Here is a 16,634-nt window from a genome sequence, read left to right as displayed (position 1 = left end):
AAAACTTCCCTTAAAAAATGTATTCCACCTTCATGCTTGATCCGCTCATATCCTTGAGATTGCTAGCTGACTTTACCTTGTAAAACTTCCCTTAAAAAATGAATTTCACCGTCATGCTTGATCCGCTCATCTCCTTGAAATTGCTAGCTGACCTTACCTTGTAAAACTTCCCTTAAAAAATGTATTCCACCTTCATGCTTGATCCGCTAATCTCCTTGGGATTGCTAGCTAACCTTACCTTGTAAAACTTCCCTTAAAAAATGAATTTCAGCTTCATTCTTGTTATATTTCACTCGTATGAGTAGCTTTAATGTACATAGAAAAGAAGTCTTAGACAGTAGCAATGATATTGCCCATCGCTACTCACACGCCCGATCCTGCCTCAATAAGCTTGCTAACTTTACAGGCTTTAATACTGAAAGCAGAAAAGGTCACCGGTGTTAATCTAGACATAAACACGGATGAAGAACAGTTACTTAAAGGATTTCAGTACTTAGTCACCCTACGTGAATCAAGATTGAAAATACTATAAGACGCTGCATTAATTTAGGATTGCTAGCTATTTTTATCTCTGAGAACCACCTATTGAAATTAAATTCTACTTTCACGCTTACTAAGTCCATCATTCATTTTTACTCATGCGCCCCAAAAGTCTCTCATGGCTAAATTCAGGTACAAAAAAAGCCCCTAATCGCTTAGGAGCTTATCTATTTAACGCTACTTTTTAGAACTGTTTATCCAAAAACAAGATTAATCCGTAAGTGTTTAATGGGACTTACTCTGCAATTAACGGCAACACTTCACGATATGGCTTATCGTTCTGATAATTTTTCAAGCGCAGCTTAAACTCAGCGGTTTTACTGTGATCAGCACTTAGATTGAGCGCTTTAATCGCTTTTTGTTGCGTTGAAATAGCCGCATCAAAATCGCCTATTTCTGCATAGGCGGCGGCAAGGTTATCTAAATTCGTTGGGTCTTGTTTATTGGCTTCAAGTAGCGCTAATGACAGTTCAAGCGCTTTGTCTCCGTTACGGTATTGCGCCTCAGGGCAGGTAGCCAAAATCCATGCAATATTACCTAAAGACACTTCATCACCGACTGCATTAAACTGCTCAACAGCCTTACCACAGTTACGCTTAACCCCTTCACCACCAGCAGCATAGATAAAACCAAGTCTAAAATTAGCCCATTTATGTCCCTGCTTACTGAGCTCACTATACCACTGCTCTGCAGTGGATAAATCTCGTGCTATTAAACTGCCTTCAAACGATAAATCAGCCATCGTTTGCTGCGCTTTAACATGGCCTGAAGTTGCGGCAGCTGTAACCCATTTAGCCCCTAAAGCTCGGTCTTGAGCAATATAGCGGCCAGATAAATACATTAGTCCCAGAAGATACTGTGCATCAGCATCACCTTGAGTTGCTTTTAACTGAATATGAGCAGAACGGCTAGCTTCTTCGGCGCCTTTAGGTTGTGGGAGCGAGAACGCATTAGCGCTATTGCTTAATGCTAAGCAAAAGACCATTACTGCATTGAAAATCCAAGGTCTATGACTCAAAACTGCCTCCAACAACTCAAAAAGTAACTTTATACCGAGTAGAGCACTCGTAACTTTATATTTTATTTTCAATCAAGTTAGCCAGAAAATAGCCAAAATGTCGAGGACAAATCACTTGCCCACCTTAATGAGAATCATTATTATTGATAAAGTTCAAACTTCTTGTGCTTTTTGCATTTCGAGTGCGCATTTTGTACACCACAGCTACGACTCACTCTGACTTAGCGACCCTGCGTATTTGTAACAAGATGTGATGTAAGCCTAATTGTTAACGCTGCAAATAGGCTTAGTTGCGGATTCAGTTGACATATATCACTAATGTATCAGAATACACTATATCTAAATGGTTATTCCGCTTTGATAAACTCAGTCTAAAATAAGACTTCTATCAAGGTTTTAATCACTTAATTGACGTAAGATGCTTAATTAGCATATTCTTACTTTTAATGTAAATCAGCCGAGGAACATAGGCATGGCTCTGATTGGAAAGCCAAAACCAGATCCGACTTTGGAATGGTTTTTATCACACTGTCACATTCATAAATATCCAGCCAAAAGTACTTTGATCCACGCTGGTGAAGATTCAGATACGCTTTACTACATCGTTAAAGGCTCTGTAGCCGTTTTAATTAAAGATGAAGAAGGTAAAGAAATGATTCTTTCTTACCTTAACCAAGGCGACTTTATTGGTGAGCTTGGTTTGTTTGAAGAGCAAGCTGAACGTACTGCTTGGGTTCGTGCTAAGCAAGCTTGTGAAATTGCTGAAATTTCTTACAAAAAGTTCAAGCAATTGATTCAGGTTAACCCAGAAATCTTAATGAAGCTTTCTTCTCAGATGGCATACCGTCTGCACAGCACAAGTCAAAAAGTAGGCGATCTTGCTTTCCTTGACGTCGCTGGAAGAATTGCACAAACATTACTTCACCTTGCAAAGCAGCCAGATGCTATGACGCATCCAGATGGCATGCAAATCAAGATCACTCGTCAAGAGATTGGCCAAATTGTTGGTTGTTCTCGTGAGACTGTAGGCCGTATCTTGAAAATGCTTGAAGAACAAAACCTTATTCAAGCTCACGGTAAAACTATCGTAGTTTACGGAACGCGCTAAGCCAGTATTAAGCTCGGTTTAAGACAGCTTCTATAAAGTGGCCTGAGATTATCTCAGGCCATTTTTTTATTAGGAGTTCAGCGTGAAAATAGCATTATCTTTATGCCTATGGGCTGCGATGCTACACCTGCCTGCAGCGTTAGCTAATCAAAAAATTGAAATTCAGCATTACGAAGCTCAGACTTTAGTTAATAGTGGCCAAATTCTGTCACTCGATGTCACGCTCACCAGTATTCAAGCCATGTGCCATGGCAAACTTATCGACGCCCACCTTTATCAAGATCAAGGCAATTGGCGTTACGAAATCCAAATACGTACCAATAAAGATCAGCTAGTCGAGCTATTGCTTGACGCTAGGACCGGCCAACTGGCTCAGCCGACCAGACTTCCCGCCAGCTGTACTCCTGAAAAAGTATAATAATGGCTTTAAAATCAAATCTAATTTCACTGAAATAGTATTTTTGAGTTAACATGAATTTATGCTGTAAATCGCCTGTTACCATACAGGGCACCATTGAGAGCACTCTATGAAATTACTTCTTGTTGAAGACAACACCCTATTAGTTGAAGAGCTGGTTAAGCAACTTAAACAAGCCGGTTATGTTACAGATACAACAGACAAAGTCAGTGAGGCCGATTACCTAATCAAAGAAACCAATTATGATTGCGTTATTTTGGATATTGGTTTACCTGATGGTAATGGCTTAGAGCTATTAGAAACTTGGCGCGAACAAGGTATTCATACTCCAGTGATTATGCTTACTGCACGTAGCCAGTGGCATGAAAAGGTAGAAGGCTTTAACTCTGGCGCCGACGACTACCTAGGTAAGCCATTTCATACCCAAGAGCTGTTAGTGCGTATTCAAGCGCTTATCCAGCGCGCTCATGGCAAAGCCAACACCCCAAACAAGCAATTAACTTATGCTGGTGTAGCCCTCGATGAAAGCCAGCAATCAGTGACCGTTGGCGAGCAAACATTTGAGCTTACCGCGATGGAATTCAGATTATTAAAAATCTTCCTTATGTCGCCGAAAAAACTATTATCTAAAGCTCAACTAACAGACAAGCTGTACCAATTTGATGATGAAAAAGAGAGTAACGTAGTTGAAGTCTATGTCACTCATCTACGTAAAAAGCTTGGCAAAACAGCCATTGAAACACGACGCGGACAAGGGTACATTTTCCACGGTCTGCAACAATGATATCCATCCGCACCAAGCTAAGCCTGTGGTTAACAGGCTTAGTGGTCATCTCTACCGCCGTTGGCATCATTTTTTTCGAATCGATGCTGCGGCAAGCTTTTCACGACTCTATCATTGCGCGCTTGCAGGAAGATCTGCAGCAAGTACTGCTTGCTACTCATTTAGAGGATGGCACCTTTAGAATTGATGAAAGCCAACTCTCCAGCTTTTATCGCCCGGTCTACTCAGGCCGTTATTACCAACTCGATCTACCTGAACAAGAGTTACGCTCACGCTCGTTATGGGATCAACGTTTAGAAGTCGCTGATCTAGAAAAAGGCGAAACTAGCGCATGGCAAACTAAAGGTCCACAAAACCACGATATTCAATTACTGTCTATTGGCTTAAAATCAGAAACTTCAGGACTGAGTGCCACCCTAACGGTAGCGCAGGATTTAAGTATTGGTCGCAAAGTTTTCAGCGAAGTTTATGGCACCAAGTTGATTGTAAATTTAGCTATGCTATTGGCAATGATCATGGGGATTTTCTTGGTGCTGCGCCAATCATTTAAGCCCGTTAACCAAATGAAAGATACCTTAGCTAAACTACGTGAAGGCGAGATTTCATCATTCGATTTGAACTCCATTCCACTTGAACTTCAGCCGTTAGCTAAAAATTACAATGAGTTACTCACATACTCAAGCAAACAAATCGAACGTAGTCGCAATAATCTAGGTAACTTGAGCCATGGTCTTAAAACGCCGCTAGCAGTAATGCAACAGCAAGTCGAAGCCCTGTACTTAAAAGATCCTGATTCAGCGGAGGCACTGCAAAAGCAGCTTGATTTAGTTCACAAGATGATTGAGCGAAAATTAGCTGCAGCGCGAATTACTGGTGATATGCTGCCAGCGGCGCAAATGCAGTTACCTAAGGATCTTGAAGACTTAGCGCAAACCCTAAATAAGGTACACCGCACAAAATCGATTCATTGCCGCTTTGATATCCCTCCAGCAGTCACTAGGTTACCAATGCATCGAGAAGACGGTATGGAGTTACTGGGAAACCTACTCGATAACGCCTATAAGTGGGCTAATACTGAAATTAGAGTGTGTATTAGCAACCAAAATCAGCAAATTAAGCTAAGCATTGAAGATGATGGTCCAGGCGTGCAAACCGAGGAGCTAGCCTTATTGACTCACCGAGGTAAACGCCTCGATGAAGCAACCATGGGCCACGGTTTAGGCTTGTCGATTGTTAAAGATATTGCTGAGCAGTACAAAATTGAGCTTAAGTTTGAACATAGCCAAAGCTTGTCGGGACTTAAAGTAACCCTATTGTTCTAATTTTAAAGTTCATCATCCATAAAAAAACCGGAATCACTTCCGGTTTTTTTATGCCCACGGTGAACTAATGCCTAGTTCACATTGGTACTTTCAAAAATCTTATCCGCAGAGGCTGCTACAAAGCCTGTATAAAGCTCACCATCGGCTTTGGCATAACGCAGAGCAAACTCATAAAAACAGCTTGGAATGCTAACCACAGCGTCTGAGAAGCTCACTTCAATCTTGTCTGCCATAGTTGATGACTGCTCAAGTAATACTTCAGGTGTGCCTTTAACTTCACCACCTGACGCATTCAATACAAAGCCTGCCGCTTTCAACGCATCGTTCACTTCAAAAATGGTGTCATAGCCTGGCAAGTGATTAATTGAAACGGTAAAGTGATTAGCACGATAACCAAATGCAGCAACCCAAGCAGCATATTCGCTTTCAGCTAATAATGCCTCATAAGTTTTGCTATCCAACTGCCAGTGACGACCTGAATATAGGAAATTATCTGCAGTAGTTGCTGCTGTATCGATTTGTTCAATCAAGCCCTTAACGGTTGCTTGTAGCTCATCGCTGAACTCTTCAACTAACAGCTCAGAGATAAACACTTTAGGTTGTGTACTATCAGGATGTTCAAAATGCTTAGCGTTGAGCTTTTTAGCCTCAAACTTATAGTCACCACATGCTACATAACCAATTGATTCGAAATGCTCAGCCAGTACTTCAAGGTTTACTTTGGCGATATTAAAGGTACGTAGTGCAATATGATCATTAATTATCGTATCGCCTTTAGACAATAATTGGTGGACCTTCGCTGCCGATGGTGTCATTTCAATATAGTCTTGCCAAAGTGCTTCAAATAGCGCGTTTACATTCGTGTGCATTGTTAACTCCTTTACGCCGACATGCTGACCTGTTTATTTATTAGTTTGGTTTAGCGCACGTGGCTGTACACGTTATAGGGATAGTGCTTGCTTGGTTTGTCATAATAAACAAAAGGGAAGCGCCCCGAGCGCTTCCCTTTTGAATTTGTCACTAAGCTTACAGGCTTAAACCTGGGCTCAGTGTTGCAGGTAGGCTTACTGCGTCAGCTTCCACTGATGCAACAGGGTAAGCACAGTAATCAGCAGCATAAAATGCGCTTGCTCTGTGGTTACCTGATGCACCGACCCCACCAAATGGTGCCGCGCCAGAAGCGCCTGTGATCTGCTTGTTCCAGTTAACGATACCCGCACGAATACGTGCTAAGAAATAATCATAGTCTTCGCGGCTATCGGCCAAAATACCTGCAGATAAACCGTAGCGCGTTGCGTTAGCAAGCTTAATAGCTTGATCAAAATCGCTGTAACGCACGACTTGCAGTAATGGACCAAAGTATTCTTCATCTGGCAATTCAATCACATCAGTGACATCGACTAGACCAGGAGAAACCAAACCTGTCCCCGCTTCCATGTGAGTTAACTCAACTAACACATTGCCGCCTAGGTTAACTAAGTTACGCTGCGCTGCAACCATGCCTTTAGCGGCAGTCTCTGAAATCATTGATCCCATAAATGGCTGTGGCTGCGCGTTCCATGGACCCACTTGAATTTGCTTTACAGCAGCAACTAATTGCTCAATTAATGCATCACCTGCTGCACCTTTTTCTACATAGAGGCGGCGGGCACACGTACAACGCTGGCCGGCTGAGATGTAAGCAGATTGAATAATGTCATGTACAGCAGCTTTAGTATCAGCAACATCTTTAATGATGAGAGGGTTATTACCGCCCATTTCTAGCGCTAAAATCTTACCTGGATCGCCCGCATATTGCTGATGCAAGATATGACCGGTACGTGAGCTACCAGTAAAGAATAAACCATCAATTTGAGGATGAGCAGCAAGTGCCTTACCTGTTTCGACTTCACCTTGCACTAGGTTAATCACACCCGCAGGCAATCCCGCTTTTTCCCAAAGTTTAAGCATTAGCTCGGCAACTTTTGGCGTCAACTCTGATGGCTTAAATACCACGGTGTTACCCGCAAGTAATGCTGGGACGATGTGGCCATTTGGTAGGTGACCAGGGAAGTTATACGGACCAAAAACAGCAACCACACCGTGTGGCTTATGACGCAGTACTGCGCGCCCAGCAGGCGTATCGTTCTCTGTCGTGCCAGTACGCTTATTATAAGCCGCTACTGACAAACCAATTTTGCCGATCATCGCACCCGCTTCAGTAGCGGTTTCCCATTGTGGCTTACCCGTTTCTTGCGCAATCACTTCAGCCATTTCAGCTTTATTTGCTTCAAGTTGATCACGATAAGCTTCAACAATCGCTAAGCGAGCTTCAAAGCCCAACATAAACCAATCAAACTGTGCATTACGCGCTGCATCAACAGCTGTAGAGACTTGCTCAGGAGTCGCAGTCTTACTATTCCAAATCACTTCTTGGTTAGCAGGGTTAATTGATGTCACATCGTGACCTAAACCGGCAACCCACTTTCCTTCAATAAATTGTGTCATTTTCTGTTCCTACATTGGCAAAACGCGGATCTGCTCACCATTTGCAACCATCAGGCCTGCAGCGGTTTCTGCATCTAAGATCACGTCATCACTGTCGTCTAATACAGCTAAATTTGTAGCTGTAGCACGGTAATTAGCAAGTTGAGTATTTGAAACGATATAGCTTGTGGCATCGCTTGGTGTTTCACCTATGGTCACCGTCAGTAAACGACTTTCGCGTACAGAGCGGATATCGTTTAGATGACATTCAACCGTTGGACCGGCATCAAAAATATCGACATAGCCGCGGCATCTAAAGCCTTCTGCTTGCAATAGATTTAGTGCTGGGCGGGTATTGGCGTGTACTTCACCGATGACCTTCTGCGCTTCTTTAGGTAATAGACAAACATAAACTGCATTTTTTGGCATCATCTCGGCCATAAAGGCTTTTTGGCTTAATCCCGATAAGTAATCAGCTCTAACAAAGTCGATACCTAAAAAGTGCTCTTGTAACCAACCATAGAAAGGTGAATTACCTTCCTCATCACTTTCACCTCGCATTTCAGCTATCACTGTTTCGCCAAAGCGCTGTGCATGCTGGGCTAAAAACAGGAAGCGGCTACGCGAAAGCATGCGGCCATTATTATTTTTTCGGTAACTACTACGTAAGAACAGAGTGCAAAGTTCTGCAGCGCCAGTGTAGTCATGACATAGCGTTAAGGTTTCAACCTCATTGCGAACATCAATTTGCTCTGAATGATAAACCTCAGTACCGAGTCGATAATGATAAAAAGCGTCAACCATGCCAACGGCAGCTTCAATACCACAAGTGCCGACAACCTCACCGGTTTCAGTATCTTCTAATACCATCAAATAGCCTTCATCAAACGGCTTATCAACTTGCTTGGTAAACGATTCTTCTACTCGAGCAATCTTACTTCTAAGTAGCTCTTCATTCACTGGTAGAGATGTGAATCCGTGGCCTGACTCTTGCGCTATTTGGTACAGCGCTTCGAAGTCGGTCGATCGGATTGGACGTATAACTAACATCTAGGAGTCTCCTCACTATCACCTGGCACATTGACTCGTTGAATTATTAAACCAACCTATGTGCCAAGCTATCCTAAAGACAAAAAAGCAGTGCTATCTCTGATAACACTCAGTTTGCCTATTAGGCTGCAACCACTTTAGCAACAGCACGTTCAAAACGCGCTAGGCCTTCAGCGATATCGGCTTCAGGGATCACTAGGGAAGGTGTAAAGCGTACAACGTTTGCGCCAGCAACTAGGCTCATTACGCCTTCGTTAATGCCTGCAACTAAAAACTCTTTTGCACGTCCTTGGAATTTTTCATTAACCACGGCACCAATCAATAGACCTTGACCACGAATTTCAGAGAATACATCGTACTTATCATTGATCTTAGTCAGACCGTCGCGCAGTAACTGCTCACGGTGTTTAACGCCATTCAATACTTCAGGTGTATTAACAACGTCAAGTACCGCATTACCGATAGCACAAGCCAATGGGTTACCACCGTAGGTAGAGCCATGAGTACCAATCTTAAGATGATCAGCAATCTCTTTAGTGGTAAGCATTGCAGCAATAGGGAATCCACCACCCAATGCTTTAGCTGTAGTAAGTACATCAGGTACTACATCGCCACGCATGTAAGCATAAAGCTCACCTAGACGGCCTACACCAGTTTGCACTTCATCAAATACCAATAGTGCATTGTGCTTATCACAAAGTGCACGTACCGCTTTTAAGAATTCAGGGTCTGCATCGATAATGCCGCCTTCACCTTGCAGTGGTTCCATCATTACTGCACAAGTTTTATCAGAAAAGACAGCTTCTAGTGCCGCGATATCATTGAAAGGAACATGAGTGATGCTCTGTGGCTTAGGGCCAAAACCGTCAGAATAAGCGGCTTGACCACCTACGCTAACAGTAAAGAATGTACGGCCGTGAAAGGCTTTATCGAATGCAATAATTTGGTCTTTTTCAGCACCAAACTTATCCATAGCATAACGACGAACGAGCTTTAGTGCCGCTTCGTTTGCTTCAGCACCTGAGTTTGCAAAATAAACACGGTCTGCAAATGTCGCATCAACTAATTTAGTCGCAAGCTCTAGTGCTGGCTCATTAGTCATAACGTTAGCAAGATGCCAAAGCTTCTCACCTTGTGTCTTAAGTGCGCCAACGAGAGCTGGATGACAATGACCTAAACAGTTAACCGCAATACCACCTGCAAAGTCGATGTACTCTTTACCTTCTTGATCCCAAACTCGACTACCTTCACCACGAACAGGGATCACTGCAGAAGGCGCATAGTTAGGCACCATAACTTCATCAAATTGGGCACGTGTAAGATTCATATTTACGCTCATTCCTTCTCATCCTTTGTCTTTAATCGACCTTTTTGCTGGTCGCATTTCGCTCTATGTCTTGTTTTTGTATAGGTGACATGGCGATTGTTTGTCTAACTAGGAGGACATTATTAGCTAAAATGTGATCAAAATACCAGTTTTTAACAAGGTTTAAGCAAGCATAAAGCGTAAACACTGCATAAAGATTTGAGTTTTAGAATTAACAAAGCAGATATAGCGGGGCTTAGAGCATAAATAGTCATAAAAAAGTTACCTAGCCGTCAATTACATTAGTTATTCAAACATAATGAATAACTAACTAGCTTTTTTATGACGTTTTTTTTAAAGTTTAATGTTCTTTAAAACTAAAATTCAGCTTAGAAATACTGTAAACATAAGCATCTAAAGGGAAGTAAATTTGTATATCATTTTATCGTTCTAATAGTTAATAATTTTTAGGTAAAGCTATATTGCATAAAGCGTCTAAAATGCTTCAATAAACTCAAGCAACAAACATTAAATATTCGCTGACAAAATCAGCATCGCGAGAAAAAATCATCAAGGTTTGAAACAATATCCCTACATATAATCCGCCATAGTAATGTATTAAAGCCTTTTACAAGACTCCATTGACGACTTATTCAGCTCCAAGTTAATAAAATGCTAGCGTTAGAATAATGTAAGCTTACGGAAGTTTTGGCCACTCAAACGTATCTGTTCTTGCTCAGTTATTTGGTAGTAGTCAAACATAAGCCTAGACTCGGCAGTGGTAATACAACCTACCTCTTTGAGCAAATATACTTTCGCGTAGCAGTTTGCTCGCTCAATCAACGCTGAATCCTCATCAAGATCAGCATATTTTAAACTGGTATCAATCGCCTTAAACGTATTGGCTAGACGGCTTTGTTCAAAATCGAGCAAGCTAAGTAATTGCCAATTGAGTGTCTGACTGTGGATTAATACTTGTTGATAGACATCGGCAGCGGGAAATTCTGTCGCCATAACGGCATCAAAAAGCGCCTTATCACGACTTACGCTCGCCTCCTTCAACCAAGCTCTCCACATATCATCAAATACTTTTGCACACTGACTTATGACACAAGTGGTTCCCAATTGGCTCATGAGACTACAGCTATAAATAAAAGCAGAAGGCTTATCGTGTAACTTAGCCAGTGCCTGTGCAGCTAAAGCGGTAACAATGGCATAGCGCCATAATTTACGGCTTAACCACAACATTTGCGCTTGACCACTTGGCATTAAATTACGCAAACAAAAATAAGGTATCAGCGCTTGCAGGTTTTCAATACCAATATAGTTCAGCGCTAACTTAATATCTGTAACCTGTACATCGGATGACTTGGGTCTACGATGCCTAAATGTCGAACTATTAATAATATTGATTAAGTCACGTTCTAACCATGGTAGTGCCGAAACCAGTTGTCTTACCCTACCCAAGTCAACTGGCTCTAGATATAGCTGCTCTAGCAATGCTAACTGCTTTTGCTCAAGTTTAGACTGTGTCAATACTTGTTCAGGTGATGATAGTTGGTGTTCAATGTTGGTATTCACGCTGGATATTAGCTGCTTAGATACAGCTTCAAATACTGCTGTAGCTTGATTTTGCTTAGCTAAACGCTCACGAATCGCTTCGCGCTCAATCTCAAGCTTATTCGCATCGTCTTCAAGCTCCGCGTTGATATCATCAGCCATAGCAGCGGCTTTATCTTTACCTATGATTAAGCGCTTTAGCAAACGTTGCTCTATATCTATTATTTGTGCAGGCTTTACTCCGCCCGCGACCGAAATTGCCACTGAATTACTTACTCCATCTATCCCTTGAGTTCAGTTTACCTATTAATCAACAATTTGGCTAAACTTCTGCATTAAGCAGGCATTCACTTATTTCTAACGCTAAGCCATTTAGTAGCCAAATAAAAAGGCTCCATTGGGAGCCTTTTGTATTCAAACATTAAATCGCTATTTTTTTAATTCTTGTTCAAATAGCTTATGAATGCGACGGTATTCATCTAACCAGCTTGATGGTTGACGGAAGCCATGTGGCTCAACCGGATAAATCGCAGTTTCAAACATTGGCTTTTCAAGCTCAATTAAACGCTGCACCAAACGCACACTATCTTGGAAAAATACGTTGTCGTCCAATACACCACTCATAATCAACAGTGGCTTTTGTAAGCCGTCAGCATGTTCAATCGGCGAGCTACGCTCATAGGCGATTGGGTCAACATCAGGTGTATTCAAGATATTCGAGGTATATGGTGCATTGTAATGGGCCCAGTCAGTCACAGGACGCAACGCTGCGCCCGCTTGGAATAACTCTGGCTCATTAAACAGCGCCATAAAGGTCAAGAAGCCACCGTAAGAGCCACCATAAGTGCCTACTTTGCCGGCATCAACATTAACGTTAGCCGCCATCCAATTAACGCCATCTTTTAGATCTTCAACTTCTGGCGTGCCCATTTGACGATATACAGCTGTGCGCCAATCGCGACCATAGCCTTTTGAGCCTCTAAAATCCATATCCATTACCACATAGCCTTGCTGTGCTAATAGGTTATGGAACATAAACTCTCTGAAGTATCCCGAGAATCCGTAATGCGCATTTTGTAGATAACCTGCACCATGGTTAAAGATAACCGCAGGATATTTATCAGCGTTGTCTTTACTGTAACCTTGCGGCACATAGACTCGCGCATAAACCTCACCCGCACCATGACTTGAAGGTACAGCGACGACTTCCGGCGCTTGCCATGCATAATTCTTAAACGCTTCACTGGTGTAGTTTGTTAGCTGCTTAAGCTCACCACCAATTGGCTGTACAAACAATTCTGCAGGCTGAATACGAGTCGATGCATTTAATAGCAGTGCGCTACCATCAGGGCTTAAAGTGTAATTTAGCTGACCTTGCCACTGGGTTAACTGCTCATCCTTACCGGTAGCAATTTCAACGCGGTAAACGTTATCAATGCCAGGGTGAGTCTTGTTTGCCTTGTAGTAAATATACTGCGCTTTAGGGCCTAAGGTGATATCACTCACCACAAACTTACCTTTAGTCAGTGCTTGTGGTTTTTCACCTTGCTCTTTAAGGTAAATATGTGAAAAGCCTGTTTCTTCCGATAGGTAATACAAGCTATCGCTATTTGGTAACCAACCATACTGGTTAAAGTTATAGTTCACCCAAGCATCATCGTGCAGGCGATGCTGAGTAGTTAAGCTCGCTTTATCAAAATTAACAGTGGCTATCCAACGGTCTTTATTATCTACCGCTTCAAGCATTACCGCGACTTTTTCACCAGACTCAGACCACTGAATAGCACTTTGAGTCCAACCCCAATCTTGCATCAATTGTAGATTACGTGGCGCTTTTTCACTGTCGTATATCTCACCTTTCGCTTTGGCATTCTCGGCTTTTACTGCTGCGAGGACATCTTCATCAAAACCTGTTAAGCCTTCGATGGTAATGTCTTTTTTAGTGTGAGTATCTAAATCTAACAATACCAAACGTTCACCTGGATTTTTGTCTTCAGCGACACGAGCACGTGCAGGCACAGCATCAACATAACCGTCTCTACCTAAGTAGTTAGGCATAATGTCGTGATCGCTGCGCCAGCTGTAATTCTTATCCTTTAGTGCCACAATCACATAGCGGCCATCTGGTGACAGGCTCAAATTAGTAACAACCTCGGCATCACCCAAATACCAAGTCTTAGCCGACATAGTCGGATCAGCTTTGGCAAGCTCTGCTCTATAGTCTTGTTTTGCTTTGGCGTTATCTTGCTGCATGGCGACGTATTGGATCAGTCTATGCTGCTGCTTGGCAATGTAGCTTGATGGCTCTTGCACACCTTTAGGCTCTGCAGCCATCTTGATGTTGGCGATCTCTTCTAACAAACCTGAGTCTTGGTGGATCTTGAAAATATTATCGCCTTGCCAGTATGCGATATCACCATTATTTAGAAAGCGCACACCATCAATAGCGGTATTTTGACGCGTAAGTTGAACCACTTTACCGCTGTTGAGATCTTTGGCGAACAAGTTACCTTGATAAATATAGGCTTTACGCGTCTTGTCATTGTTTAATACAGCACGACGTTGATCTGCGCTATGCAGTTGATTTAACGCCAGTTCGCTTGCAGCGGTACCATCAATACTTTGCTGATAATAGGTTTTAGTTGGTGCACCGTGTGCTTGTCTTGCAAAGTAAATTGACTGACCGTCATCACTCCAATAAGCGCCTTTAGCCAATAAACCCATCCAATCTGGGTTAGCCATGATTTGGTTTAGAGTTAACGCTTGGTCTACTTGAGGCGGTGCCGATAAGGCTATTTGGTTGGTAGTTTGGTTAGTCGCTTGCTCAGGTGAAACGGAAGCCGTTGCCCCGCAACCCGCTAATACAGCTAGTGATAGTGCACTAAAGCCGAAATGACGAATGACGCTTTTCATATCCATCCCTTTATTATTGGTATTTTTTCGGACTTTTATACCACACTTTAGCAACGGGATTACTCGAAAAGGCTGTAAAATTTGTAACAGATGGTAGCGTTTTAATGAATTTAGCTAAAATTTGCTAACAGTACATTCAGTATAGAAAGCTAGCCAGAGTTTAAGAGTGAGGCACAAAAGCGGCTTAGCGAATCTTAATAAAATTCGCTAAGAGTTCATGACCCTGCTGGGTAAGAATAGATTCAGGATGAAACTGTACGCCATAGATCTTTTTGACAGGCATGCTCATCGCCATGATCTCACGGCCATGCACTTCATCATCAAACCATGCATCCAGCACAAAGCCATGTGGAATAGCATCGACCAATAAGGAATGATAACGGGTAACAGTTAGCGGATTAGCTAAGCCACTAAATAAGCCACTATTGTTGTGGGTTATGGCACTGGTTTTACCATGCATTACTCGCTTGGCTCGAACCACGTTAGCACCAAAAACTTGCGCAAGCGCTTGATGTCCAAGGCAAACGCCTAAAATTGGTAGCTCGCCAGCAAAGTATTTAATGATAGACAGCGATAATCCGGCCTCGTTAGGCGTACATGGGCCAGGGGAAATAACAATATGGCTGGGCGCGAGAGACTCTATCTCATCAATGGTAATTTCATCATTGCGCTTAACTAGAATATCTTGTCCAAGCTGCTGAAAATACTGCACCAAATTAAAGGTGAATGAGTCGTAATTGTCGATCATTAAGATCATAAAGATCCAAGAACCTATGTTGCTGGTTTTATTTGTTTCCACCTAAAAGGCCAATTGCCATGGCAGAGCAATAAAACTAAATATGGATGATTTGGGCGCAGATGCTATCACAGCCACCCGCTTTGATCATCTGAGTTTCTATTCAAACAACACTAAGGCTGTTAACCTTTGGCTAAAAGCTGCCGCTAACGTTGCAAACCCCGGTGTTTGCGCAAGCTTCCTGTAGCTCGCCTGTGCCTCTGGCCACAGCCCTTCTAACCAATAACTTTGCCCTATTAATAACAAAGCCTGTCCTTGTAGTTCATTGCGGCGCTGACGGGCATGCTTTATTTCAGCCGCACTACCTAATGGCAATGATTGCAAACCGACTTTAGCCCATGCACTGCGCGCCTTATCACCTTGTTTTAGCCCCGCAAATAGCTGGCCTTGTAGCATATAAAAGTTATCATGCTGCTGGTTTTGTTTGCTCATATCAAACTGCATCAACATGTCTAACGACTGCTGGTAGCGCCCTGATAACCAAGCATATTGTGCACAGCCTAAATCTGTTGCGTCAAACTCTTCACGATTAGCTTTTGGATGAGCAAATTTGGTGCATCTTGCGGCTAAATTATAGGCTTTAATCTGAGCCAGCAGCCCGATACTGTCTAGTGTAGACCCGCTATGATTATGTTCCTGCAAGTTTGCAGCGATATCATTAGCAACAGCAGCTTCAACAGGGTGATTTAACCCCAGCTCACTGCGCATTAAGACTTGCCATGCACTGCGATTAGCAGGCTCTAACGTTAACCATTGCTGGGCACTCTCTTTTGCTGCTTGCCATTGCTCCTGCGCCAGTTGGCTATAGCTAATCAGCGGCCACCAATGCAGCTTGATATCACGATTTTGTAACTCGATTAACACCGCTTGATATTGCGCTAGTTGGTAGTACGCGTAGCCACGCATATAACGCACTTGAGCAGAAATAGGCTCATCTAAAGTTGATAGATCCAAGTCGCTTAAACTGGCAAGCGCCACCTTATAATGCTCAAGCTCGAACTGAGCATGAGCTAAGTTAATCGCAATATTCGCCTCCTGAGGATATAGCTTATAGCCGCGCAGCCAACAAGTTAACGCCTTAGCTTCTGCACCTGTATCGACCATGGTTTTACAGGCATATTGAAATACCGTCGGGTGCGGGGTTTCTTGATCAAGTAATGGCTCCATCATAATTAGCGCGGCATCAAAGTCGCTGCGCTCTAGCAATACACTAGCTTTATTAAGCAAGTTAGACTCAAATCGATTCAGTGAGCGCCCTTGGTCTGCCTTTTCCCCTTGTTGAGAATGGCTGTAAAAACTCACTAAAGACCCACTGAATAGAAGCGCAAATGCGAGGTGCTGAATACGCGTCAT

The 16,634-nt window shown here is 42.7% G+C and carries 13 protein-coding genes; 4 read left to right on the top strand and 9 right to left on the bottom strand.

Annotation, left to right across the window (positions count from 1 at the left end; genetic code table 11):
* Window positions 1-775 precede the first annotated feature (775 nt).
* Entirely contained in the window at window positions 776-1,558 is a 783-nt protein-coding gene (locus AB4298_RS20355; RefSeq protein ID WP_371988175.1) for a tetratricopeptide repeat protein, read from the bottom strand.
* Window positions 1,559-2,030: 472 nt separating this feature from the next.
* Here AB4298_RS20355 and crp point away from each other — a divergent pair, with 472 nt between their 5' ends.
* The 4 genes from crp to AB4298_RS20335 all read left to right on the top strand — a co-directional run bounded on the left by crp (window position 2,031) and on the right by AB4298_RS20335 (window position 5,190).
* Window positions 2,031-2,666, top strand: a complete 636-nt coding sequence (crp, locus tag AB4298_RS20350; RefSeq protein WP_012156707.1) for a cAMP-activated global transcriptional regulator CRP — start codon at window positions 2,031-2,033, stop codon at window positions 2,664-2,666.
* An 82-nt stretch (window positions 2,667-2,748) separates the two neighbouring features.
* A complete protein-coding gene (locus AB4298_RS20345) occupies window positions 2,749-3,084 on the top strand; it encodes a PepSY domain-containing protein (protein WP_249000765.1) in 336 nt (111 codons plus the stop codon).
* Window positions 3,085-3,193: 109 nt separating this feature from the next.
* Window positions 3,194-3,868: a response regulator transcription factor gene (locus AB4298_RS20340; RefSeq protein ID WP_249000764.1), complete on the top strand. Its 675-nt coding sequence runs from the start codon at window positions 3,194-3,196 to the stop codon at window positions 3,866-3,868.
* Window positions 3,865-5,190, top strand: coding sequence for an ATP-binding protein (locus AB4298_RS20335; protein WP_249000763.1), 1,326 nt, complete (start codon window positions 3,865-3,867; stop codon window positions 5,188-5,190). The genes AB4298_RS20340 and AB4298_RS20335 overlap by 4 nt, the downstream gene beginning before the upstream one ends.
* Window positions 5,191-5,261: 71 nt before the next feature.
* Here AB4298_RS20335 and AB4298_RS20330 read toward each other — a convergent pair whose 3' ends face one another.
* From AB4298_RS20330 to AB4298_RS20295, 8 genes are all read right to left on the bottom strand, one after another.
* Window positions 5,262-6,059: a DUF1338 domain-containing protein gene (locus AB4298_RS20330; protein WP_371988172.1), complete on the bottom strand. Its 798-nt coding sequence runs from the start codon at window positions 6,057-6,059 to the stop codon at window positions 5,262-5,264.
* 157 nt (window positions 6,060-6,216) lie between these two features.
* A complete protein-coding gene (gene astD, locus AB4298_RS20325) occupies window positions 6,217-7,677 on the bottom strand; it encodes a succinylglutamate-semialdehyde dehydrogenase (protein WP_249000761.1) in 1,461 nt (486 codons plus the stop codon).
* A gap of 9 nt (window positions 7,678-7,686) precedes the next feature.
* A complete protein-coding gene (gene astA, locus AB4298_RS20320) occupies window positions 7,687-8,706 on the bottom strand; it encodes an arginine N-succinyltransferase (protein WP_249000760.1) in 1,020 nt (339 codons plus the stop codon).
* A gap of 121 nt (window positions 8,707-8,827) precedes the next feature.
* Window positions 8,828-10,045, bottom strand: a complete 1,218-nt coding sequence (locus tag AB4298_RS20315) for an aspartate aminotransferase family protein (protein ID WP_249000759.1) — start codon at window positions 10,043-10,045, stop codon at window positions 8,828-8,830.
* A gap of 648 nt (window positions 10,046-10,693) precedes the next feature.
* Window positions 10,694-11,836, bottom strand: coding sequence for an HDOD domain-containing protein (locus AB4298_RS20310; RefSeq protein ID WP_371988168.1), 1,143 nt, complete (start codon window positions 11,834-11,836; stop codon window positions 10,694-10,696).
* A 165-nt stretch (window positions 11,837-12,001) separates the two neighbouring features.
* Complete coding sequence (locus AB4298_RS20305) at window positions 12,002-14,485, bottom strand: S9 family peptidase (protein ID WP_371988167.1); 2,484 nt, start codon at window positions 14,483-14,485, stop codon at window positions 12,002-12,004.
* 184 nt (window positions 14,486-14,669) lie between these two features.
* The gene (locus AB4298_RS20300; RefSeq protein WP_371988179.1) at window positions 14,670-15,242 is read right to left on the bottom strand and encodes an anthranilate synthase component II; all 573 of its coding nucleotides are present in this window, start codon (window positions 15,240-15,242) and stop codon (window positions 14,670-14,672) included.
* Window positions 15,243-15,380: 138 nt separating this feature from the next.
* Complete coding sequence (locus tag AB4298_RS20295; RefSeq protein WP_249000756.1) at window positions 15,381-16,634, bottom strand: tetratricopeptide repeat protein; 1,254 nt, start codon at window positions 16,632-16,634, stop codon at window positions 15,381-15,383.

This window comes from Shewanella sp. 10N.261.52.F9, from assembly GCF_041471165.1.
GTDB classification, from domain to species: domain Bacteria; phylum Pseudomonadota; class Gammaproteobacteria; order Enterobacterales; family Shewanellaceae; genus Shewanella; species Shewanella marinintestina.
Note: the sequence above shows the minus strand (reverse complement) of the source record. Positions and strands in the feature narration are given on the sequence as shown.